The organism is Streptomyces sp. Ru71, assembly GCF_002920535.1.
Taxonomy (GTDB): domain Bacteria; phylum Actinomycetota; class Actinomycetes; order Streptomycetales; family Streptomycetaceae; genus Streptomyces.
Genome location: NZ_PQSS01000089.1, coordinates 1 through 20,370, shown reverse-complemented (window position 1 = coordinate 20,370; position 20,370 = coordinate 1). Strand labels below are relative to the sequence as shown.

The 20,370-nt window shown below is 72.4% G+C and carries 19 protein-coding genes and 2 tRNA genes; 16 read left to right on the top strand and 5 right to left on the bottom strand.

All coding sequences use genetic code 11. The annotated features are described in order from the left end of the window. Positions 1-94: 94 nt before the first annotated feature. Genes C3489_RS32965 through C3489_RS32955 form a run of 3 tightly spaced genes read left to right on the top strand, consistent with a single transcriptional unit; the run spans position 95 to position 2,865 of the window. Positions 95-1,159 (top strand): chorismate-binding protein, encoded by a 1,065-nt coding sequence (locus C3489_RS32965; RefSeq protein WP_103785795.1) that lies wholly within the window; start codon positions 95-97, stop codon positions 1,157-1,159. A gap of 6 nt (positions 1,160-1,165) precedes the next feature. Next, positions 1,166-1,987, top strand: a complete 822-nt coding sequence (locus tag C3489_RS32960; RefSeq protein ID WP_103785794.1) for an aminotransferase class IV — start codon at positions 1,166-1,168, stop codon at positions 1,985-1,987. A 53-nt stretch (positions 1,988-2,040) separates the two neighbouring features. Beyond that, a complete protein-coding gene (locus C3489_RS32955) occupies positions 2,041-2,865 on the top strand; it encodes a GNAT family N-acetyltransferase (RefSeq protein WP_103785793.1) in 825 nt (274 codons plus the stop codon). Between the two features lie 48 nt (positions 2,866-2,913). Here C3489_RS32955 and C3489_RS32950 read toward each other — a convergent pair whose 3' ends face one another. Next, a complete protein-coding gene (locus C3489_RS32950; RefSeq protein ID WP_181139936.1) occupies positions 2,914-3,450 on the bottom strand; it encodes a DsbA family protein in 537 nt (178 codons plus the stop codon). Between the two features lie 280 nt (positions 3,451-3,730). Between C3489_RS32950 and C3489_RS32945 the strand changes: the two genes are divergently transcribed. After that, a complete protein-coding gene (locus tag C3489_RS32945; protein WP_103785791.1) occupies positions 3,731-4,171 on the top strand; it encodes a hypothetical protein in 441 nt (146 codons plus the stop codon). 164 nt (positions 4,172-4,335) lie between these two features. Next, a complete protein-coding gene (locus tag C3489_RS38880; protein WP_181139935.1) occupies positions 4,336-4,503 on the top strand; it encodes a hypothetical protein in 168 nt (55 codons plus the stop codon). Between the two features lie 87 nt (positions 4,504-4,590). Here C3489_RS38880 and C3489_RS32940 read toward each other — a convergent pair whose 3' ends face one another. Both C3489_RS32940 and C3489_RS32935 read right to left on the bottom strand, forming a co-directional pair. Next, a complete protein-coding gene (locus C3489_RS32940) occupies positions 4,591-5,154 on the bottom strand; it encodes a CGNR zinc finger domain-containing protein (RefSeq protein WP_103785790.1) in 564 nt (187 codons plus the stop codon). 333 nt (positions 5,155-5,487) lie between these two features. Further along, positions 5,488-5,901, bottom strand: a complete 414-nt coding sequence (locus C3489_RS32935) for an SsgA family sporulation/cell division regulator (RefSeq protein WP_030011909.1) — start codon at positions 5,899-5,901, stop codon at positions 5,488-5,490. A 190-nt stretch (positions 5,902-6,091) separates the two neighbouring features. On the opposite strand from C3489_RS32935, the gene C3489_RS32930 reads away from it, so the two are divergent. The 7 genes from C3489_RS32930 to C3489_RS32900 all read left to right on the top strand — a co-directional run bounded on the left by C3489_RS32930 (position 6,092) and on the right by C3489_RS32900 (position 14,762). Further along, the gene (locus C3489_RS32930; RefSeq protein WP_103785789.1) at positions 6,092-6,553 is read left to right on the top strand and encodes a TIGR02611 family protein; all 462 of its coding nucleotides are present in this window, start codon (positions 6,092-6,094) and stop codon (positions 6,551-6,553) included. A gap of 76 nt (positions 6,554-6,629) precedes the next feature. Further along, positions 6,630-6,701 (top strand) — tRNA-Val (locus C3489_RS32925). Positions 6,702-8,124: 1,423 nt separating this feature from the next. After that, positions 8,125-9,411, top strand: coding sequence for an ABC transporter substrate-binding protein (locus tag C3489_RS32920; protein ID WP_103785788.1), 1,287 nt, complete (start codon positions 8,125-8,127; stop codon positions 9,409-9,411). A 22-nt stretch (positions 9,412-9,433) separates the two neighbouring features. Next, a complete protein-coding gene (locus tag C3489_RS32915) occupies positions 9,434-10,402 on the top strand; it encodes a carbohydrate ABC transporter permease (protein ID WP_258055057.1) in 969 nt (322 codons plus the stop codon). Then, positions 10,399-11,277 (top strand): carbohydrate ABC transporter permease, encoded by an 879-nt coding sequence (locus C3489_RS32910; protein WP_103785787.1) that lies wholly within the window; start codon positions 10,399-10,401, stop codon positions 11,275-11,277. Before C3489_RS32915 ends, C3489_RS32910 begins: the two co-directional genes overlap by 4 nt. An 11-nt stretch (positions 11,278-11,288) precedes the next feature. Then, on the top strand, positions 11,289-11,897 hold the full coding sequence (locus C3489_RS32905; protein ID WP_103785786.1) for a hypothetical protein: 609 nt from the start codon (positions 11,289-11,291) through the stop codon (positions 11,895-11,897). A 129-nt stretch (positions 11,898-12,026) separates the two neighbouring features. After that, positions 12,027-14,762 carry a Tat pathway signal sequence domain protein gene (locus C3489_RS32900; protein ID WP_103785785.1) on the top strand — a complete coding sequence of 912 codons (2,736 nt, stop codon included), beginning with the start codon at positions 12,027-12,029 and terminating at the stop codon, positions 14,760-14,762. A 7-nt stretch (positions 14,763-14,769) separates the two neighbouring features. Here C3489_RS32900 and C3489_RS32895 read toward each other — a convergent pair whose 3' ends face one another. Continuing rightward, a complete protein-coding gene (locus C3489_RS32895; RefSeq protein WP_103785784.1) occupies positions 14,770-17,145 on the bottom strand; it encodes an SCO7613 C-terminal domain-containing membrane protein in 2,376 nt (791 codons plus the stop codon). Positions 17,146-17,229: 84 nt separating this feature from the next. Here C3489_RS32895 and C3489_RS32890 point away from each other — a divergent pair, with 84 nt between their 5' ends. Beyond that, positions 17,230-17,676: an SRPBCC family protein gene (locus tag C3489_RS32890; RefSeq protein ID WP_103785783.1), complete on the top strand. Its 447-nt coding sequence runs from the start codon at positions 17,230-17,232 to the stop codon at positions 17,674-17,676. 190 nt (positions 17,677-17,866) lie between these two features. After that, positions 17,867-17,938 (top strand) — tRNA-Val (locus C3489_RS32885). Positions 17,939-17,984: 46 nt separating this feature from the next. Here C3489_RS32885 and C3489_RS32880 read toward each other — a convergent pair. Next, positions 17,985-18,710 carry a 3'-5' exonuclease gene (locus C3489_RS32880; RefSeq protein WP_103785782.1) on the bottom strand — a complete coding sequence of 242 codons (726 nt, stop codon included), beginning with the start codon at positions 18,708-18,710 and terminating at the stop codon, positions 17,985-17,987. A gap of 168 nt (positions 18,711-18,878) precedes the next feature. On the opposite strand from C3489_RS32880, the gene C3489_RS32875 reads away from it, so the two are divergent. Both C3489_RS32875 and C3489_RS32870 read left to right on the top strand, forming a co-directional pair. Further along, positions 18,879-19,445, top strand: a complete 567-nt coding sequence (locus C3489_RS32875; protein ID WP_103785781.1) for a DUF4365 domain-containing protein — start codon at positions 18,879-18,881, stop codon at positions 19,443-19,445. After that, positions 19,442-20,370, top strand: a 929-nt coding sequence (locus C3489_RS32870) for a hypothetical protein (RefSeq protein ID WP_103785780.1), incomplete at its 3' end; no start/stop codon positions are given. The genes C3489_RS32875 and C3489_RS32870, both read left to right, overlap by 4 nt.

Here is a 20,370-nt window from a genome sequence, read left to right as displayed (position 1 = left end):
CGACGACCTGGTCAGGCCCGCTCGGGGACCTGCCCGGGCCGCTGCGCGGATACGCCCGGGCCACCTGCCGGACACCCGCCATAGACTCGACAGCGTGCTCGAACTGCCCCCGCTCGCCCGGTTCGGCGACCGCCTCGCCACCGGCCTGACCGACGTCACCGACGACCCCGCGGCCCTGGACTCCTCCGGCTTCTGGGCGGTCGCCGCCGACTTCGAGGGCCGGCTGACCTGCGCCCGCTTCTCGGACGTCCGTCGGGAGCCGGTGCCCGCACCCGTGCCGGGGGCCTGGCACGGCCCCGGCGTCGGCGACTGGACGTCCTCCCTCGATCGCGCCGCGTACACCGCGGGCGTGCGCCGCGTCCGTGAGTACATCGCGGCCGGCGAGGTCTACCAGGCGAACCTCTGCCGGGTGCTGTCCGCGCCGGTCCCCCCGGACGCCGACGTGGACGCGCTCACGGCGCTGCTCGCCCGCGGCAACCCGGCGCCGTATGCGGGAACGATTCGGCTGCCCGCGCACGGCGTCGAGACAGCCACCGCCTCGCCGGAGCTGTTCCTGCGCCGCGACGGGCGCGTCGTCGAGTCCGGGCCGATCAAGGGCACCGGGCGGTCCGAGGCGGACCTCCTGGAGAAGGACTACGCCGAGAACGTGATGATCGTGGACCTGGTCCGCAACGACATCGGCCGCGTCTGCGCCACCGGCAGCGTCACCGTCCCCGACCTGTGCGTCGTCGAGAAGCACCCCGGCCTGGTCCACCTCGTCTCCACCGTGCGCGGCGAGCTGCGCGAGGACGCCGGCTGGCCCGAGCTGCTCGCCGCCGCCTTCCCGCCCGGCTCCGTCACCGGCGCCCCCAAGTCCAGCGCCCTGCGGATCATCGAGGAGCTGGAGACGGCACCCCGCGGCCCCTACTGCGGCGGCATCGGCTGGGTCGACGCCGACCGGGGCGTCGGCGAGCTGGCCGTCGGCATCCGCACCTTCTGGATCGACCGGGCCGACGGAGTGCTGCGCTTCGGCACCGGCGCCGGCATCACCTGGGGTTCCGACCCGGAGGGGGAGTGGCGGGAGACCGAACTGAAGGCGTCCCGGCTGCTCGCGGTAGCGTCGGGGGCGTACGAGGTGAGTGCACAGGGACCAGGTCCCCGGCCCGAGGTTGCGAGGTAGCGAGCAGTGAAGATCTGGCTGGACGGCGCGCTGCAGGACATCGAGTCCGCCCGCGTCTCCGTCTTCGACCACGGGCTGACCGTGGGCGACGGCATCTTCGAGACGGTGAAGGCGGTGGACGGCACCCCGTTCGCCCTGACCCGCCATCTCGACCGGCTGACCCGCTCCGCGCGCGGCCTCGGCCTGCCCGACCCCGACCACGACGAGGTCCGCCGCGCTTGTACGGCCGTCCTCGCGGCCAACCCGATGCCGCTCGGCCGGCTGCGCATCACCTACACCGGCGGCCACGGCCCGCTCGGCTCCGACCGGGGCGAGCACGGCCCCACGCTGGTCGTCGCCGTCGGCGAGACCACGCGCCGCCCCGACTCCACGGCCGTCGTCACCGTCCCGTGGACGCGCAACGAGCGCGGCGCCCTCACCGGCCTGAAGACGACCTCGTACGCCGAGAACGTCGTCGCCCTCGCCCGCGCCCACGAACAGGGCGCCTCCGAGGCGCTGTTCGCCAACACCGTCGGCCGGCTGTGCGAGGGCACCGGGTCGAACGTCTTCGTCGTCCTCGACGGGGAGATCCACACCCCGCCGGTGGCCTCCGGCTGCCTCGCCGGCATCACCCGGCAGCTGGTGATCGACTGGACCGGCGCCAAGGAGACCGACCTGCCGCTGGAGGTGCTGGAGCGCGCCGAGGAGGTCTTCCTCACCTCCACCCTGCGCGACGTGCAGGCCGTCCACCGGGTCGACGGCCGGGAACTGCCCGGCACCCCCGGCCCGGTGACCGCCAAGGCCATGCGGATCTTCCAGGAGCGCTCCGGGGACGACCTCGACCCGTAGAGCCACCCGATAATCGGCTGACGCGGGGCCGTGCGGCGGGTAGAACACCCGTGATGACCACGACCCTGCGGCCGACCGAGCCGCTTCAGCGAAACGCCGACGGGACCCGTTCGCGCCGCTACCGGATATGCGTGAACGGCCGTCCCGTCGGGGCGGTACACCTCGGCACCCACCCCGTCTTCGGCGACGCCGTCGCGCGCCTGCTGGACCTGCGCGTCGAGGAGCCCGACCGCCGGCGCGGCCGGGGCACGGTGGCCGCGCTCGCCGCCGAGGAGGTCGTACGCGGCTGGGGCTGCCGGCGGATCGAGGCGACCGTCCCGGCCGACGCGGGCACCGCCCTGCGCCTCACCACGGCGCTCGGGTACGTGGTGCGCAACCGCAATATGGACAAGCGGCTCGGCGCCGTCGCGCCGCCGCTGCCCGAGGGCAGTGCCGGGCGGCCCATGACGGAGGAGGAGTTCGGGCCTTGGCTGGCCGAGGGCAAGGACCACTACGCCCAGAGCTGGATCGCGCGCGGGGTTCCGCAGGACGAGGCCCGGGCCAAGGCGGAGAAGGACTACGCGCGGCTGCTGCCCGAGGGCCTCGCCACCCCGGGCACGCTCATCTCCGTCCTCGAACACCGGGGGGCGCCGGTCGGCACGCTCTGGCTGGCGCTGCGCGAGGACGGCGCCTTCGTCTACAACGTCCTGGTCGACGCCGCCCACCGCGGCCATGGGCACGGGCGCTCCCTGATGCTGCTGGCCGAGGCCCAGGCCGTCGCCGCGGGGCAGCACACGATCGGCCTCAACGTCTTCGCGGGCAACACCCCCGCCGAGCGGCTCTACGAGTCACTCGGCTACGCCACGACGCAGTACTCCCTCTACAAGCAGCTGGTCTAGCCGCCACCGGCTGGGCCGGCCGGCTGGGCCGGCTCGCCCCCAGCTGGTCTAGCCGTCTGCGAGCAGGCGGTCGGCGATCTCCTCGACGCGCTCGCGCAGGCCCTCCTGGCTCTTGCCGCCGTCGAGGCGCTCCCCGCCGATGACGTAGGTCGGGGTGCCCGTCACCCCGATCGCCTTGCCCTCGGCCTGGTCGGCGTCCACGATCAGGATGTGCCGGCCGTCGATCAGCGCGGTGTCGAACTCCTCGGCGTCCAGGCCCAGTTCGCCGGCCACCTCGACGAGGAAGGGCTCCCCCTTCCGCTCCAGCTCCTCGACCCGGCCGAGCACCGCCTCCACGTACGGCCACCCCTGCCCCTGGACCGCGGCCTCCTCGGCGGCCTGCGCCGCGGCGAAGGAGTGCTTGTGCTTCTCCAGCGGGAAGTGCCGCAGCCGCACCTCCAGCCGATCGCCGTAGCGGGCACGCAGGGCGCGCACGTCGTCCAGGGCGGTGCGGCAGTCCGCGCACTGCAGCTCGCACCACACGTCGAGGACGACGGGGGTGATGGGGGACGGGTCGGTCGGGGCCGCGGGGGAGGAGTCGTTCATGGGGCCAGTCTCCCAGCCCGGCCCGCCGCCCCCCAATCCGGACCGGACGCGGCGACGCGGGCGGGGGCCGGGTGCCTGGCCGTACCGGCCCGGACGCCTTGGTGCTGCCGACTCGGCAGCCCGGGCGCTGCCTGCGGCCCGGACGCGGCGTGGGGGGGCGACCCGGAGATCTCCCTGATGTCCGGCTGAGGCATGGCCCGCGAGGGATGGGGCGGTGCAGGATGGAAGGGACGAACCGACCGACCGCACGCCTGCGCGACCGAGCCCGCTGGAGGCCAGGATGATTGCCGAGACCGTCTGCTCAGCCGTCTCCGCGGCCGGCCTGGGCATCGCGGTGGTCACCGCCTACCGCAAGCGCTACCTCGCGGCCGCCCGTATCGCGGCCTACTCGCTCGTGCCGATCGGCCTGGTCATGACCGGGGTCGTCGCGTGGGTCGCCGACAACACCTTCAGCCCCACCGCCTGGGCGGGCGTCGTCGTGCTGGCCGTGGCCTGGGGTCTGTTCGCGACCACCCGGGCGATCGAGCGCCGCCGCGGCGGCACCCGGGCGGAACGCAAGGCGGCCCGAGCCGCGCAGCCGGACGCGGTGGCTCCCACGGCCTCCGCCCCCTCCCTCGGTCAGGGCGCCCGGTCGTCGACGCGGCCCGCGACCGCCCCCCGGGAGACCGCCACCGACGACTTCTCCGACATCGAGGCCATCCTCAAGAAGCACGGCATATGACGGACGCGCGTGGACTGAAACGACACAGGGGGTCCGCGCGCGGCCCGAAACGATCAGTCGACGATCACGGTTCGGGCAGGTCGTCACGGAATCCGGCGAACTCCCGGTCTTTCGGTGCGTGTTGATCGCGTACGCCGCGCCGGCTGCGACATCATCGCGGCGAGATGCTGGACACGACGCAGCCGGAAACGACACAGAGCGCCGCCGCACCGCCGCAGGACGAGCCGCGCGGTTGCCTCTTCGCCCTATCCCAGCCACCGCTGATGATCTTCCTTGCGGTGATCGGGTGCCTGCTGCTCATGGCTTCGTTGCACGACCTGCTGTTGCTGTGAGCCGTACCCGTGGAGCCCGGCGCCACCCGCCGGGCCCCACGACAGTCCAGCCGTCCCCACACGCCGGCCAGGGTCGTCCGCCGTGCGTCAGCCCGCCGCCTCCTTGCGGCGCGCTCGGTAGGCGGCCACATGCAGACGGTTGCCGCAGGTGCGGCTGTCGCAGTACCGGCGCGAGCGGTTGCGGGAGAGGTCGACGAAGGCCCGCCGGCAGTCCGGTGCCTCGCAGCGCCTGAGCCGCTCCTGCTCGCCGGCCACCACGAAGAAGGCCAGCGCCATCCCGCAGTCGGCCGCCAGATGGTCGGCGACCGACGCGCCGGGGGCGAAGTAGTGCACATGCCAGTCGTAGCCGTCGTGGTCCGTCAGGCGCGGGGTGGTCCCGGCCGCGGCCACCAGCTCGTTGATCAGGCCGGCCGCGCTGCGGGCGTCCGCGGCCGCGAAGATCCCGGCGAACCGGCCGCGGACCTTGCGGACGGCCGAGAGATCGAACTCCGACAGCACCCCGACATCGCTGATCTGGTGCTTTCGGACGAACTCCTCCAGCGCGGCGACGTCGGGCAGTCCGTCCGGTGTCGCCTCGTCGTCCTCCGGCGCGGTGTTCACCAGATCCACCACGGCGTCGAGGGCGCACCGGGTGTCGTGGGTGATCAGCACGTTTCGCTCCCTGGCCTGTGGGTCGGGCGGGCGCCCGCGGATGCTGGCCGATGGTAATGGCTCCCGGCGACGCGGCACCGGCGCGCTCCGGTCCCTGGATGCCGGTAGAACGCGGCGGGGCGGGCTAGGGTTCCCGGTCGAACGCGGGGAGTGAGCGAAGGGGCGACAGTGAGCGACGTGCGGCGACGGGCGGCGACGAGCGCACACGGGCACGCCGACGCCGCCTGGGCTGCGATGTGCTCAGGCGACGTCGGCGTATGCCCTATGCGGTTGTCCGGGCCCGAGCCGTCTCCCCGAGTGGACGGCGCCGGGCGGCTTTCTGGGGGCCGCGGCCTAGCTCTCCGCCAGGATGTGGGAGAGCTCCTTGTCGAGATCGAAGTGCCGGTGCTCCGTGCCGGGGGGCACGGCGGCGTCCGTCCGCTTCAGAAACGACTCCAGGGCCCGCGCCGGGGCCTCCAGCAGGGCTTCCCCCTCCGGGGAGCTCAGGGCGATGCACACGACGCCCTGACCGTGACTGCGCGACGGCCAGACACGGACGTCGCCGGTGCCGGTGGGTCGGTGAAGCCCCTCGGCGAGGAGGTCGCGGGCGAACACCCACTCGACGGTCTCCTCGGCTCCGGTGTGGAAAGTGGCGTGCACGGCGTAGGGGTCGGCCGTGTCGTACCGCAGGCCTGCGGGGACAGGCAGGGAGGACTCGCTCGACACAACGAGGCGCAGGTGCAGCTCGCAGCTGACCGTGGTGTTCATAAGCGCCAGGGCCTTTCGCTCAGTGTGCGCTCGGGGATTCGCACGTCGGCGAAATCGACATGCCACCTACGGTGCCGTTGTAAACCCCTCTGAGGGTTTTGCGTCTCTTTACGTAACTCTTCCGGCCGAGAGATCTTCGCGAACTACGGCCATTCCGGTGACTGGTTTCCTTCCGGTAAAGTTTCTCCGTATGAATACGGGGAGTGACGAGCCGGGCGAGGTTGCCGTGACAGCAGACGGCGAGAAGCCGGGCGAGGCGCAGACGAACGACCAGGAGCGGGGACTGGGCTCGCGGGCGCCGGAATTCATCAGGTCCCGCCGGATGCTCCATCTGAGCTGGCAGGTGGGCGTCTTCGTGGTCGGGCTCGCGGTCGTGGGAGCCGGCATCGTGATGCTGCCGCTGCCCGGGCCGGGCTGGGTCGTGATCTTCGGGGGCATGGCGATCTGGGCGACCGAGTTCGTCTGGGCGCAGCTGGTGCTGCGCTGGACGAAACGGAAGGTCACCGAGGCGGCCCAGAAGGCGCTCGACCCCAAGGTGCGGCGGCGCAACATCATTCTGACCGTCATCGGTGTGGTGATCGTGGCCGCGCTGGTCGGCTTCTACGTGTGGAAGTTCGGCTTCGTGATGCCGTGGAAGATCAAGGACCAGTGACGGCCGGGCGTGGGGCGCGGGTGGCCGGGGCGGTCACGGGCACCCCCTGACATGGGGTAATGTTCTTCCTGCGCCCGGGCGATTAGCTCAGTGGGAGAGCGCTTCGTTCACACCGAAGAGGTCACTGGTTCGAACCCAGTATCGCCCACCCGGAAGCACCGGCCCGCCTGCGAGAACGCAGGCGGGCCGGTGTCGTTTCGTTGCGCGGATACGGACCGGTACCGGTTGCGGAGAGCCTGCGGTGCGCTGAGCACGGCGTGCGCTCCCTGATCACGCTGCGGCACGGGCATGAGCGCGACTGAGCGCCCCGGAACCTCGTCGACGCCACGAACGACCTGCCGCGTCGTCCGTGGCCAGGCGTCGTGTGCGCCTTCACGTGCGCGGACCGGCCGCCTGGTCGCCGCCGCGCCGACGCCGTGAGCGGCATGGCCGCCGTACACCGGTTGGCGGAGTGGCTGCGTTGCGTTTCACAGACGCTGAGCGCGTGCGAGAACCGGGCCCGTGGCGGCCGCGAGCCCGTGGGGGGCGGCGAGCCCCGTGCCGGGCCCCGGCAGGCGTCTCGGGGTCCGCGTCGGGCTGCCGCAGTCGCGTCACGGAGGGTGCTGGTCAGCCGGAGTTCGCGCAGGTGACGCGGGTAGGCATGCCACTCAGCGGCAAAGGCGTCGCGCAGGTTCGCAGCCGCCCCCCACCGCCGTGGGGCAAGGGCTCCAGACCCGGCCTCACCGCCGTGGGGCAATGGCGTGGCCCCGGCGGCATGCATCGTGCCGCCTGGGCGCCTGGGGGTGTGATCACTGCCGAGCACGGCCGACACCGCTGCCGGCCCGGGCCACGGGTGCGCGGAACGGTGTGCGCGACGTGAGTCATCCCCCCGTCCCCTGGTCAGCAGGCTTCGATGAGGCCGGCGCGGATCGCATCCTGCGGGCCCGCCTCACCGCTGCGGACACGTCTCCCAGCCCGGCCCCATCGCCGCAGGCCAGGGCACATCCGAGCCCAGTCCCGTCCGCAGCCACGTCCCGCCCCGTCAGCCCGGCTCCGATCGCCGCGCCCGCCTGCCCCTTCGTCCTTCCGAGCCGAGCCCCGTCCGCAGCCACGTCCCGCCCCGTCAGCCCGGCTCCGATCGCCGCGCCCGCCTGCCCTTCGTCCGCCGAGCCCGAGACCCTCCGGAGCCGGCCCGCCAGCCCGCTGCCCGCCCCGCACCACCAGGCAGGACCACGCCGCCGCACCCGACCCGCCCCCGGCTCCCGCCCCCACCTCACGCCGCTCCTTCCACCCCACTCCACCCCCTCCCAGCCGAGACCCCCCCGCTAGCCCGCCCTCCCCGGCAACTTTCAGCCGTCCACCCACCTCATCCGCCACCCGCCCCCGTCCGACCCCCGAACCACCCACCCACCTGCAACGTCCCTCACAGGCAGCCGCCCCCGCCCCACCGGCCACCCCCGCTCCCGTCACCCCCGCAAGAAATTCCTGTCCGAATCATTGACGCACTCCCAGCCCCTCCGTACCTTGTGCCAGCAAGCGCTTACTTGAAACGATTCACGAGGCGGCGACGACGCTGCGGGGAGGGCCCGATCATGGGAACCGGGAATGTTGACAGGCGCACGATCCTCAGGGCGGCCGGCGCCTCCATGGCCACGCTGGGGCTCGCCGCCACCACGGCCTGCGGGGGCGGCGACGGCACGGCCGCGGACGGAACGGTGACGATCCGTTACTCGTGGTGGGGTGCCGACGAGCGCGCCAAGCGGATCAACCAGTCCATCGCGCTCTTCGAGAAGAAGTACCCGAAGATCAAGGTGAAGACCGACTTCCAGGACTACGTCTCTTTCTGGGAGAAGTTCCAGACGCAGGCCGCGGGAGGAAATCCCCCGGACGTTTTCCAGAACTCCGTTGCATTTCTTAGGAAGTACGACAAGCGGGGAGTCCTGCTGGACCTCAAGTCACAGATAGAAGCAGGCAATTTGAGGCTCAGTAACTTCCGCGAGGGCGTCACCTCCGTCGGCCAGGTGGACGGCAAGCAGCTCGCCATCCCCGTCGGCTCCAACACCATGGCGCTGGTCATCGACAAGAAGCTCTTCCGGAAGGCCGGCGTCGAGCCGAAGCAGGGCTGGACCTGGGACGAGTACTTCAAGGCCCTCAAGACCATTCACGACAGGACGAAGGTGCCCGGCGACACCGGCTACTTCGCCATCATGTACCTCTACGATCTCTACCTGCGGCAGAACGGCAAGGCCTTCTTCACCAAGGACGGGCTCGGCTTCGACCAGGCCGACCTGACGGAGTGGTGGACCGACGCCTACAACCGCGTGAAGGCCGGCATCATCACCAGCCCGAAGATCGTCGAGCAGGACAAGCCGAAGTCCTCCGTGACCGCCGGCCACGGCGCCTCGGAATTCACCTGGGACAACTTCACCGTCCGCTACTCGGCGGAGGGCGACAGCGAGTACGGCCTGGCCCCGATCCCCACCACGGACGGCAAGCAGACCGGGCAGTACCTGGCCTCCCTGATGCTCAGCGCCTCCGCGCGCACCAAGCACCCGAAGGAGGTCGCCCAGTTCATCGACTTCATGGTCCACGACCCCGAGGTCGGCAAGATCATGGGCTACGACCGCGGCATCCTGGCCGGCACCGAGCAGTACCAGGCGTACCGGCCGACCGACCCGGTCAACAAGGAGATCGCCCAGTACGAGGAGGACACCGCCAAGGCCGGCGTCCTGGGTACGATCACCCCGCACCCGTCCGGCGCCGACACCGTCGAGTCCGCCTTCCTGCGCATCGGCGGCGACATGGCCCAGGGCAAGACCAAGGTCTCCGACGCGGTCAAGCAGTTCTTCTCCGAGGCCGAGGCCGCCTTCCAGGCCTGATTCGGACCCCACCCGGAATTCGATGGGAACCCCCGTGACGCTCGTCAAGGACTCACCGCTCGACACCCGGAAGGTCCGCTCCGCCGCCCCCGCCGCAGCCAAGCGGCGGGGCCGCCGGGAGAACCTCGCCGGATACCTGTTCATGTCCCCGTGGATCGCCGGCTTCCTGCTGCTGACGGCCGGGCCCATGGTCGCCTCGCTCTACTTCGCGTTCACCGACTACAACCTCTTCTCCACACCCCGGTGGATCGGCTTCGACAACTTCACCCGGATGTTCGACGACCCGCGGTGGCAGAAGTCGGTGGAGGTGACCGCGAAGTACGTCGTCATCGGCACCCCGCTGAAGCTGCTCCTCGCTCTCGGCGTCGCGCTGCTGCTGGCGCAGAGCCGGCGCGGGCAGGCCTTCTACCGGGCCGCCTTCTACGCCCCGTCGCTGATCGGCGCGAGCGTGTCCGTCGGCTTCGTGTGGCGGGCGCTGTTCTCCGACGACGCCGTCGTGGACCGCGGGCTGTCCCTGTTCGGCGTGCACGTCGGGGGCTGGGTCGGCAACCCGGACTGGATCCTGTACTGCCTGGTCGCGCTGACGGTGTGGCAGTTCGGCGCACCGATGGTGATCTTCCTGGCGGGGCTGAAGCAGGTGCCGAGGGAGCTGTACGAGGCGGCGCAGATGGACGGCGCCGGGCGGTTCCGTCAGTTCTGGAACATCACCCTGCCGATGATCTCCCCGGTGCTCTTCTTCAATGTGCTGCTGGAGACCATCCACTCCTTCCAGATCTTCGGCTCCGCCTACGTCGTCTCCAACACGCAGTGCGGCCCGGCCGACGCCACCCTCGTCTACACCTGCTACCTGTACCAGAAGGGCTTCAAGGAGTCCCAGATGGGCTTCGCCTCCGCGATGGCGTGGATGCTGCTGCTCGCCGTGGCCCTGGTGACGGCCGTGCTGTTCTGGTCGCAGAAGAAGTGGGTGCACTACGCGGAGGACGCCCGATGAGCGCCACCACCCCCACCCTCCCCAAGTCCTCGGGCCTCGGCCGCCGGCGCACCGGATCGCTCGTCTGGCACCTGGGCGCCCTGCTGGTCCTCGCGGTCGTCCTGTACCCGGTCGTCTGGGTGATCGGCGCCTCCTTCAAGCCCAGCCGGGACATCATCGGCAGCCTGGAGCTGCTGCCCGCCAGCCCGATCCTGGACAACTTCAAGGGCCTGGCCGACGGCATCGCCGACATCTCGATCTGGACGTTCTTCCAGAACTCCCTCCTCTACGCGCTCGGCTCGGTCGTCGGCATCCTGATCTCCTGCTCGCTGACCGCCTACGCGTTCGCCAAGATCCGGTTCGCCGGGCGCAACGTGCTCTTCGGCCTGATGATCGGCACGCTGCTGCTGCCGTACCACGTGCTGCTGATCCCGCAGTACGTGATGTTCCAGAAGATGGAGCTGATCAACACCTATGTGCCGCTGCTGCTCGGCAAGTACCTCGCGACGGAGGCCTTCTTCGTTTTCCTGATGGTGCAGTTCATGCGGAACCTGCCGCACGAGCTGGACGAGGCGGCCCGTATCGACGGCTGCGGCCATCTGCGGATCTACTGGTCGATCGTGCTGCCGCTGTGCCGGCCGGCGCTGATCACCAGCGCGATCTTCACCTTCATCAACGCCTGGAACGACTTCATGGGCCCGCTGATCTATCTCAACGAGCCCGGCAAGTACACCGTCTCGCTCGGCATGATGATGTTCCGCGACCAGGAGAGCGTCGCCAACTACGGCGGCATGATCGCCATGTCGCTGGTGGCGCTGCTGCCGGTCCTGCTGTTCTTCCTCGCCTTCCAGCGCTACCTCATCGACGGCATGGCGACCTCCGGACTGAAGGGCTGAGGGACCCACCCATGGCACAGGCCCACACCAAGGCGCTCGGCCGCACGGAGCGCCGTGAGTCCCCTCTCGCCGAGCGGTTCGCCCTCTTCTCGGAGTGTCTGCTGACCGGCGTGTGGATCGCCGTCGCCTCGCTCGGCGTCGTGACCTACCCGGCCGCGTTCGCCGCCGGCGCCCGGCACCTGCGCCGCCGTACCGCCCACGAGGCGGGCGGGTGGCGGGAGTTCACCGCCGACTTCCGGGCCGCGCTGCGCGGCGGGTGGCTCACCGGGCTGGCCGGCTGGGCGGTGCTGGCCGCCGTGTGGGTCGACGTCCAGGCCGCGCGCGCCGGGCTGCCCGGGGGGCCGCTGGTCGGGGCCGCCGGTCTCGTCGCGCTGATCGGCCTCGCCGTGAGCGGGATGCGGGCAGCCGCCTCCTGGACCCCGGGGGCGGCCTGGCGGGAGCTGCTCGCCCAGGCGGGCCGTCGTACCGTCCTCGATCCCGCCGGATCGTTCCTGCTCGTCGGCGGGCTGACCGTCGTAGCCCTGTCCGGCTGGTTCGTCGCCCCGCTGGCGGTTCCCGTGCTCGGGGCCGTGGCGGCGGCGGCCGTCGCCGTCGAGGCGCGCTACCGGCACGGTCGCTGACCCACCCGCCCCTCACCCGGGGCGGCGCCCCCGGGCGCCGCACCTCTCTCCGTCATGCCCCTGACCAGCCTGCCTGCCCCTCCCGGCATGCCCCGCACGTCCCCGCACGGAAAGGAAACACGGCACCCCATGTCTCCCATCCCCCGCAGGTCCCTCCTGAAGGCCGCCGCCGTCGCCGGAGCCGCCGCCCAGTTCAGCTGGGCCCTGGGCAGCAAGGACGCGCAGGCCGCGCCCGTCGCCGGAGCCGCCGACACCGACCCCGTGACCCTGGACTGGCTGGAGGACGGCGGCCTCGGCGCCGCCCCCGGCTCCACGGTCGGCGTGCCCTGGCCGATGGGCGCCCACCGCGAGGACCAGACCTTCTCCCTCACCGACGCCGACGGCAAGGCCGTCCCCGTCCAGACCTGGCCGCTCGCGTACTGGCCCGACGGCTCCCTGAAGTGGACCGCGCACGCCGTCAGCTCCGGCAACGGCAGACTCACCGTGACCGCCGGCACTCCCGCCACGCCGGAGAAGAAGGTGACCGTGGACAGCGGCGGCGGCACCGTCGACGTCTCGACCGGCGTGATCGACGTCAAGATCGGCAAGAGCGGCTCCGCCCTCGTCAAGTCCGTCACCCGCGGCTCCACCGAGATCGCGAAGAACGGCCGGCTCGTCCTCGTCCGCCAGCCGGAGATCGAGGACGGCGACCAGGGCGCGGTGAAGACCGAGCGTTTCGACGGCGCCATCGACAAGGTCACCGTCGAGCAGGAGGGCCCCGTGCGGGCCGTCGTCCGCATCGACGGCAAGCACCGCAAGGGCGACCGCGGCTGGCTGCCGTTCTCCATCCGGCTGTACTTCTACGCCGGCGCCGACTCCTTCCGCATGGTGCACACCATCACCTACGACGGCACCCAGGAGCCCGGCAAGGCCTCCGGCGACTTCATCCGCGGCCTCGGCGTCCGCTTCACCGTGCCCCTGCGCGACGCGGCCCACGACCGGCACATCCGCATCGGCGGCGAGGGCACCGGACTGCTGCGCGAGGCCGTCCAGGGCATCACCGGCCTGCGCCGCGACCCCGGAGCCGCCGTGCAGGCGGCCCAGTACGAGGGGAAGAAGCTGCCCGACCCCGCGACCTGGGACCAGCGGGTCACCACCCGGCTGCAGTACATCCCCCACTGGGGCGACTACACCCTCTCCCAGCTCTCCGCCGACGGCTTCACCGTGCGCAAGCGCACCAAGAAGGGCCACGGCTGGATCACCGCAGGCGGCGGCCGGCGCGCTTCCGGTTTCGGCTACGTCGGCGGCGCGAGCGGCGGATTCTCCTTCGGCCTGCGCGACTTCTGGGAGAAGTTCCCCGCCCAGCTCGACATCCGCGGCGCCCAGACCGACGAGGCCGAGGTCACCCTGTGGCTGTGGTCGCCCGAGGCGCAGCCGATGGACCTGCGCTTCTACCACGACGGCATGGGCCAGGACACCTACGCCGAACAGCTCGAAGGCCTCAACATCACCTACGAGGACTACGAGCCCGGCTTCGGCACCCCCTATGGCATCGCCCGCACCTCCGAGCTGCTCTTCTGGGCCAACGACTCCACGCCCGCCGCCGACACCCTCGCCCAGCAGGTCCAGGCCGTACGCACGCTGCCGCAGCTCGCCGCCCCGCCCCAGCAGCTCATCAAGGCCAAGGTGTTCGGCCCCGGCCTGTACTCCGAGCCGGACCGCTCCACCCCGGCCAAGGCGAAGATCGAGGACCACCTGGACTTCCTCTTCACCTACTACAAGGACCAGGTGGAGATGCGCCGCTGGTACGGCTTCTGGGACTACGGCGACATCATGCACACCTACGACTCCGCACGGCACGTGTGGCGGTACGACATCGGCGGCTACGCCTGGGACAACTCCGAGCTCTCGCCGGACCTGTGGCTCTGGTACGCGTACCTCAGAAGCGGCCGCGCGGACATCTTCCGCTTCGCCGAGGCGATGACCCGGCACACCGGCGAGGTCGACGTCTACCACATCGGCCAGTGGGCCGGCCTCGGCACCCGGCACGGCGTCCAGCACTACGCCGACAGCGCCAAGCAGCAGCGCATCGCCAACACCACCTACCGCCGCTTCTACTACTTCCTCACCGCCGACGAACGCGTCGGCGACCTCATGGCCGCCAACGTCGACTCCGACGAGACGTTCCTGGTCCTCGACCCGCAGCGCAAGGTCCGCACCGACACGTACACGCCCGACCGGCACGCCCTGTCGATCGGCTTCGGCACCGACTGGAGCGGCCTGGTGTCGGCCTGGCTGACGGAGTGGGAGCGCAAGGGCCCCAAGTGGGAGAAGGCCAGGGCGCGCGTGCTGTCCACCATGGAGGGCATCGCGGCCCAGCCCAACGGCTTCGTCCAGGGCAGCGGGCTGTACGACCTGGACACCGGGAAGTTCGCCGTCGCCACGCAGCCCGTCGTCGGAGTCTCGCACCTGTCGGCGGTCTTCGGCCTCAACGAACTGTGCGCCGAGCTCATCTACTTGGTGGACATGCCGAAGTTCAAGGACGCCTACCTCGACTACTGCCGGTACTTCAACGCCAGCAAGACCGAGCAGGCGGCGCGCTACGGCTCCAACTTCGGCTCGCTGATCCTCTTCCAGGGCCACTCCCGCCTGGACGCCTACGCCGCCGTCCAGACCGGCGACGAGAAGCTCGCCAAGCGGGCCTGGGAGAAGTTCTACAACTCCGACGGCTACAAGGAGTCCGCGCCCTGGAAGACGGAGCGGCTGACCGGCCCCGCCACCCTCGTCGAGGGCAGCGAGGCGAGCTGGGTGTCCAGCAACGACACCGCGCTGTACGGCCTCGCCGCCATCGAGAACCTGGCACTGCTCGGCGACAGGATGCCGTAGCCGTCGGCTAGGTCATCCTCCCGAGCACCTCCCGCACTCGCCGCACGTCCCGCAGCCGCCGTTCATAGGTCGCGCCGACGGCGAGCAGCAGCAGCCCGGCGAGTGCGGGAGGCACCCAGCGGGGGAGGACGTCGGCGACCTGCACCAGATAGGGGGCCAGCTCGTGCAGCGCGTCCAGCACGAGCACCCCGCCGCCCAGCAGCAGCGGCGCGCGCAGCCGGTGCCGGGCACCCAGCAGAGTCACCAGCAGCGCCGCCGCGCCCAGCAGCCAGGGGCGGGTGGCGTGCGCGTCGGTCCAGGCGGTCATCAGGCTCGGCACGAGCGTGGCCGCGAGCCCGGGGCCGTACGCCGTCCACGACGACGCCCGCGGGTCCCGGCGCCGGCGCAGTGCGCCCAGCGCGAGCGCCGGCACCGTCACCGGCAGCGTGTACGCCTCCGGAGCCGTGACGCCCCAGGCCGCCAGGCGCACCCAGGCGGCCAGGGCGAAGAGGGCGGTGGCGGCGTAGGCGGCGGGGCGGCGGTCGGCGCGCACGGCCGTCCCGGCGGCGATCACCGCGCACAGGGACAGCACCAGGGCGAGCATCGGCGGGTCGGTGACCGCGAGCCCGACGGCCAGGAGTGCGGAGGCCGCGCCCGTCGCCTCGACGGCCAGGGTCGTGCGCGTGTCGGCGATCCGTGCGGCGAGCAGCGCCGCCAGCGCCGGGACGACGAGCACCAGCAGGGCCGTGTGCCGCGGCGCCCAGCCCGCCGCCGCCCCCACCGCGCAGGCCAGGGCGGTGGCGTAACCGAGCGCGGCCGGGGCCGTGACCGGCGCGAGGCGCCGCTTCAGCGAGCCCGCCGCGAAGAGCACCGTGAGCGTGCTGAGCATGCCGAGCGTCGCCGCCCGCGTCGGCAGGGCGAGGAAGGCCAGCGACACGGAGGTGACCAGCGCCGCGACCGTCTCGGCGCTCACCGTCGCCCGGGACCGCGCCGCGGCCGCGAGCAGGCCCGCCGTCACCAGCACCTCCACCAGCAGCGCGGCCGGGTACGGGGCGTCCAGCACCACGGGTACGACCATCAGCGCGGCCCAGCCGAGGACCAGCGCACCCGTCAGCGCCCGGGGCCGCCACGTCGCCTCGCGCACCGTGAGCGCGAGGACGGCGGCGACGGCGGCCAGGACGAGCGGGCAGGTCTCGGCGTACGGCGGCCACGGCGCGTCGACCGTCACGGCCTCCCGGGCACCGTCCGGCGCCCCCGACCAGATGTGTGTCGCCCAGCCGGCCGGCCCCATCAGCGTCAGCGCGAGCACGGGCAGCGTCCACAGCACCGCCAGGCCCTGCACGGCGGCGGAGGCGAGGGCGAGGCCGCTCCGCACGGGCTGGGGCAGCCGGCCGGTCCGTACCGCCGCCAACAGCGCGATGCCCAGGGCGAGATGAACGGGCACCGTCCAGGCGGTGGGCAGCGCCGGGCGGGCGATACCGCCGAGTGCGGTGACCGCGAGCAGACCGGCCGCCACGGACAGCCCGACGGCATGCCTCTCGGCACGGTCCCGCCGGGCCGCCGCCAGCGCGACACCCGCCGCGAACAGCAGCAGAGCGGCCGCACGCGCTCCGGCGCCCGGACCGCCGGCCGTCCACGACAGCCGGGCCGCGCCCAGCGCGCCCCACGCCCCCATGCCGTACGCCCCGACGGTGGCGGTGATCCGCACCAGCCCGGCCGGAGCACGCAGGGCCACCGCCGTGTCGCCCGTGGCCGTCACCAGCAGCGCCGCGGTGATCGCGTACGGTCCCGCGTCGGCCGCCAGCGCCCACAGCAGCAGCGGCAGCTGGGCGGCGGTCAGCGCGGCCGGACGCGGCAGCCGCAGCAGCTCCGTGCGCGGCAGCAGCCCGTACCCCGCCCACAGGGCCGCCAGCACCGCCGCCGCGACAGCCGTGTACGCCGTGGCGTCGGTGCCGGTCAGGGCGGCCTCGTGCAGCGCGTAGGCGTCGAGGACCGTCAGCGCCAGCGCGAGACCGGCCACCGCCTCCGCCGTCGAGCGCAGGCCCCGCCCCAGCAGCGGCAGCGGAGCGGCCAGCGCCGCAACGGTGACCGCGCCCAGCACCAGCGAACGGCCGGCGATCCCCAGGTGACCCCAGCTGACCAGCGTGAACGCGATCGCCGCGATGGTCAGCAGCAGACCGCCCAGGAGCAGCAGCACGTTCTGCACGCGCGGCGCGGCGGCCTCGGGGCGGGGCGGCTGGGACGGCCGGGGAGGGACAGGCAACGGCACCGATGCCGAAGGGGCCGGCAGATGGGCGACCAGCCAGGCGCGGCGTGCCAGCAACTGGGCCCGGCGGGCGTCCAGTTGCCACAGCTCGGCGTCGATGAGCCGCAGCTCCTCGGCCGGCGGCGGAACGTGTGTCATGGTTCGGAGTGTGGGCGGCGTCACGGTCGTACGGCATGAGCCCGCGTACTCAGAACGTACTCAGGTCGGGGGCAGACTCGGCGCATGGACTGGACGCACTATCGCTTCCTCAGCCTGTGGCCGCTGCCCGCCCCGCCGGCCGCCGTCTACTCCGCGCTGGAACGGGTCGAGGACTATCCCCGCTGGTGGCCCCAGGTGCGGTCGGTGACCCGGCTCGACGACACCACCGGGCTGATCACGATCCGGTCCCTGCTGCCCTACGCCATCACCTTCGCCGCGCGCGAGGTGCGCCGCGATCCGGCGGCCGGCGTGCTGCACAGCGAGCTGTCCGGCGACGTCGACGGCTGGGCCCGCTGGACCGTCACCGCCGGCGGCCCCGGCACGCTCGCCCGCTACGAGCAGGTCGTCGAGGTGAACAAGCCGCTGCTGCGGCGGCTGGCCGTGCCCGGGCGGCCGCTGTTCCGTGCCAACCACCGGCTGATGATGCGCTCGGGGCGGCGCGGGCTCGTGGCGTATCTGGGAGCGGTCTGACGTCGGTTCGCAAGGGGGGCCTGTCGTGGGTCCGCAGGGTGGACTGTCGTGGGTCCGCAGGGTGGACTGTCGTCGGTCCGCGGGGTGGCCTGTCGCCGGTTCGCGGGGTGGCCTGTCGCCGGTTCGCAGCGGTGGCCTGACATCGGTTTGAAGGAAGGCCGCCGGGACCTGTATTGTTCAGTGCGTTCCCGGGCGATTAGCTCAGTGGGAGAGCGCTTCGTTCACACCGAAGAGGTCACTGGTTCGAACCCAGTATCGCCCACCGGGAGGAAGGCCGGTCCGCAGCAGCGGACCGGCCTTCCGCTGTGTCAGGCCGCCGCCGGCAGCTCCGGGCGCAGCGGCCACGCCGGGTCCACTTCCTCCTCCGTGCCGCTGCGCGCGAACCACGCCTGCAGCCCGCGGGCCTGCGCCGCGTGCCACGTCGCCTGCAGTGTGTGCAGCTCCGCGGGGGTCAGACGCTCCAGCCGCGAGGCGAACCGGCGGCCCAGTGCCCGAACGACCTCCAGCGCGGCCAGCGCGTCGGCCGCCGCGTCGTGCGCCTCGTCCAGCGTGACGCCGTAGTGCGCGCACAGGTCTGTCAGTGTGCGGCGGCCCTTGCGGTAGCGGTCCAGATGCTTGTCCAGCACCCTCGGGTCCAGGACCAGCAGCGGGGCCCGCTCGAACCAGCGGTCCAGGCTGGACGCCCGGTGCCGGCGCAGCTCGCGGTCCAGCAACGTCAGGTCGAACGGCGCGTTCATCACCACCAGCGGGCGGCGGGCCAGCGCCTGTTCGGCCAGCTGCTCGGCTATCTCGTACATCACCGGCGCCGGCCAGCGGCCGTTGCGCTGCAGGTGATCCTCCGTCAGCCCGTGCACCGCCGTCGCCGCCTCGGGCACCGGCACACCCGGGTTGACCAGCCAGCGGCTCACCCGCGGCCGGTAGCCCGGACCGTCCTGGACGACGAGGGAGGCCGACACGATCCGGTCGGTCTCGACGTCCACGCCCGTGGTCTCCGTGTCGAAAGCGGCCAGGGGCCCCTCGTACCAGCACGCCATACCCAACAACCCCTCGTATACCCGTAGCAGTTGACGCACCGTCTCCTGCCCGTTTCGGTGATACCCGGGCTGTTTGCGCCGTACGCCGGAAGGAGACAACAGGAGTACGGGTCTTTGCAGTTCAGCGGCCCGCAGCGGGGAATCACTTTGCGTGGAAGGCTGTTGGCCATGGCGATAGCGCAGCCCGAACGGGGCGGGCTGCTGCCCGACCGCACGGGCCCCCTTCGCGGCACACTCGCCACCACCGCCTGCATGGAGACACTGCAGGTGGGCTATCTGCACGCGGTCGCGGCGGCCGCGGGCTGCTCGCTGTCCCAGCCGTTCCCGGACAACGGCATCGACTGGCACGTCAGCCACGGTTCGCCCGGGCACACCGTGGACGACGAGGTCACCATCAAGGTGCAGCTGAAGGCCACGTACCAGGTCGCGCCCCATCCGCCGGGGCGGTTCTTCTCCTTCACGCTCGACAACGACCACCTGCGCAAGCTCGCCCGCACGCCGGTCTCCGTGCACAAGATCCTCGTCGTCATGATCGTCCCGCGCTCCCAGGACCAGTGGCTGCGCGCCGGCCACGACCGGCTCGACCTGCGGCACTGCTGCTACTGGGTCAACCTCGCCGGGCATCCGGTCACCGGGCGGAACCGCACCACCGTGCGGATCCCGACCTCGCGCATCTTCGACGACCGGGCGCTGTGCGAGATCATGACGCGGGTCGGGACGGGAGGCAGACCATGACCCACCGACCGCTGCCGGACGCTCCGCGGGCTCACCCCGAGGTCTTCGCCGGGCGGCCGCCCGAGCCCGCGCCGGGTGACGTCGACCCGGCCGTGCTCGCCGCGCTGCTGCAACGGCACGGGTGGCAGCGGCGGGGAGGCGCTCCCGGGCGTTACGGCCGCTGGACGCCGCCCGGGCCCGGTGGGGCCGGCACCAGCCTGCTCGTGCCGGTCAGCCGAGCCTTCCCCGACAGCGACGACCTGCTCGGCGAGGCGCTCGACGCGCTCGCGCGCAGCGGTACGCCGTCCGCGCGGGAAGTGCTCGTCTCGCTGGCCGTGCCCAGTGACGAGATCCGCTGGTGGCGGGACGCGCCGTCCGGCGGGCCGGGGGGCAGTCTGCCGTGGACCGCCGACGAGCGGCTGCGGGGGGCCGCCCGGCGGATGCTGCTGGCGGCGGCGCTGGCGACGCGGGCGCGGGCGGGGTACTACGGGGCCCGGCATCGCAGGCCCGCGACGGCGTTGCTGGACCAGGTGCTGGTCGGTGCCGCGGTCGACGGGGGGTGTCTGACGGCGTTCGTGCCGGTCGCCACCGCGCGGGTGCTGGCGGTGCGGCTGCAGCAGGCGCTGTACGCCGCGCGGGAGGCCGTCGACTACCGGCGGGCCACCGGGGGCATGGACGCGTTCGACGGCGCTGTGCGGGCGGGGGTCAGCCGGGAGTTCACGGAGGCGCTGATCGCGCTGGTGGAGGGGACGGAGGGGGCGCGGGTCGCGGTGCAGTGGGCGCCGGGGGCGGGGGTGCCCGAGGGGTGCGCGGCGGACGGGGAGCCGGTGGAGTTCTCGCCGGGGGATCTGCCGGTGCTGCGGGAGGCGGGGGCGCGGTATCTACGGGCCGAGCCCGCGGTGGCGGTGGTTCTGACGGGGACGGTGGTGCGGATGCGGCGGGCTGC

What these genes read in the sequence shown, in the direction of transcription:
- C3489_RS32955 (WP_103785793.1), top strand. Translation starts at nt 2,041, where the DNA reads ATGACCACGACCCTGCGGCCGACCGAGCCGCTTCAGCGAAACGCCGAC.
- C3489_RS32950 (WP_181139936.1), bottom strand. Translation starts at nt 3,450, where the DNA reads ATGAACGACTCCTCCCCCGCGGCCCCGACCGACCCGTCCCCCATCACC.
- C3489_RS32945 (WP_103785791.1), top strand. Translation starts at nt 3,731, where the DNA reads ATGATTGCCGAGACCGTCTGCTCAGCCGTCTCCGCGGCCGGCCTGGGC.
- C3489_RS38880 (WP_181139935.1), top strand. Translation starts at nt 4,336, where the DNA reads ATGCTGGACACGACGCAGCCGGAAACGACACAGAGCGCCGCCGCACCG.
- C3489_RS32935 (WP_030011909.1), bottom strand. Translation starts at nt 5,901, where the DNA reads ATGAACACCACGGTCAGCTGCGAGCTGCACCTGCGCCTCGTTGTGTCG.
- C3489_RS32930 (WP_103785789.1), top strand. Translation starts at nt 6,092, where the DNA reads ATGAATACGGGGAGTGACGAGCCGGGCGAGGTTGCCGTGACAGCAGAC.
- C3489_RS32920 (WP_103785788.1), top strand. Translation starts at nt 8,125, where the DNA reads ATGGGAACCGGGAATGTTGACAGGCGCACGATCCTCAGGGCGGCCGGC.
- C3489_RS32915 (WP_258055057.1), top strand. Translation starts at nt 9,434, where the DNA reads ATGGGAACCCCCGTGACGCTCGTCAAGGACTCACCGCTCGACACCCGG.
- C3489_RS32910 (WP_103785787.1), top strand. Translation starts at nt 10,399, where the DNA reads ATGAGCGCCACCACCCCCACCCTCCCCAAGTCCTCGGGCCTCGGCCGC.
- C3489_RS32905 (WP_103785786.1), top strand. Translation starts at nt 11,289, where the DNA reads ATGGCACAGGCCCACACCAAGGCGCTCGGCCGCACGGAGCGCCGTGAG.
- C3489_RS32900 (WP_103785785.1), top strand. Translation starts at nt 12,027, where the DNA reads ATGTCTCCCATCCCCCGCAGGTCCCTCCTGAAGGCCGCCGCCGTCGCC.
- C3489_RS32895 (WP_103785784.1), bottom strand. Translation starts at nt 17,145, where the DNA reads ATGACACACGTTCCGCCGCCGGCCGAGGAGCTGCGGCTCATCGACGCC.
- C3489_RS32890 (WP_103785783.1), top strand. Translation starts at nt 17,230, where the DNA reads ATGGACTGGACGCACTATCGCTTCCTCAGCCTGTGGCCGCTGCCCGCC.
- C3489_RS32880 (WP_103785782.1), bottom strand. Translation starts at nt 18,710, where the DNA reads ATGGCGTGCTGGTACGAGGGGCCCCTGGCCGCTTTCGACACGGAGACC.
- C3489_RS32875 (WP_103785781.1), top strand. Translation starts at nt 18,879, where the DNA reads ATGGCGATAGCGCAGCCCGAACGGGGCGGGCTGCTGCCCGACCGCACG.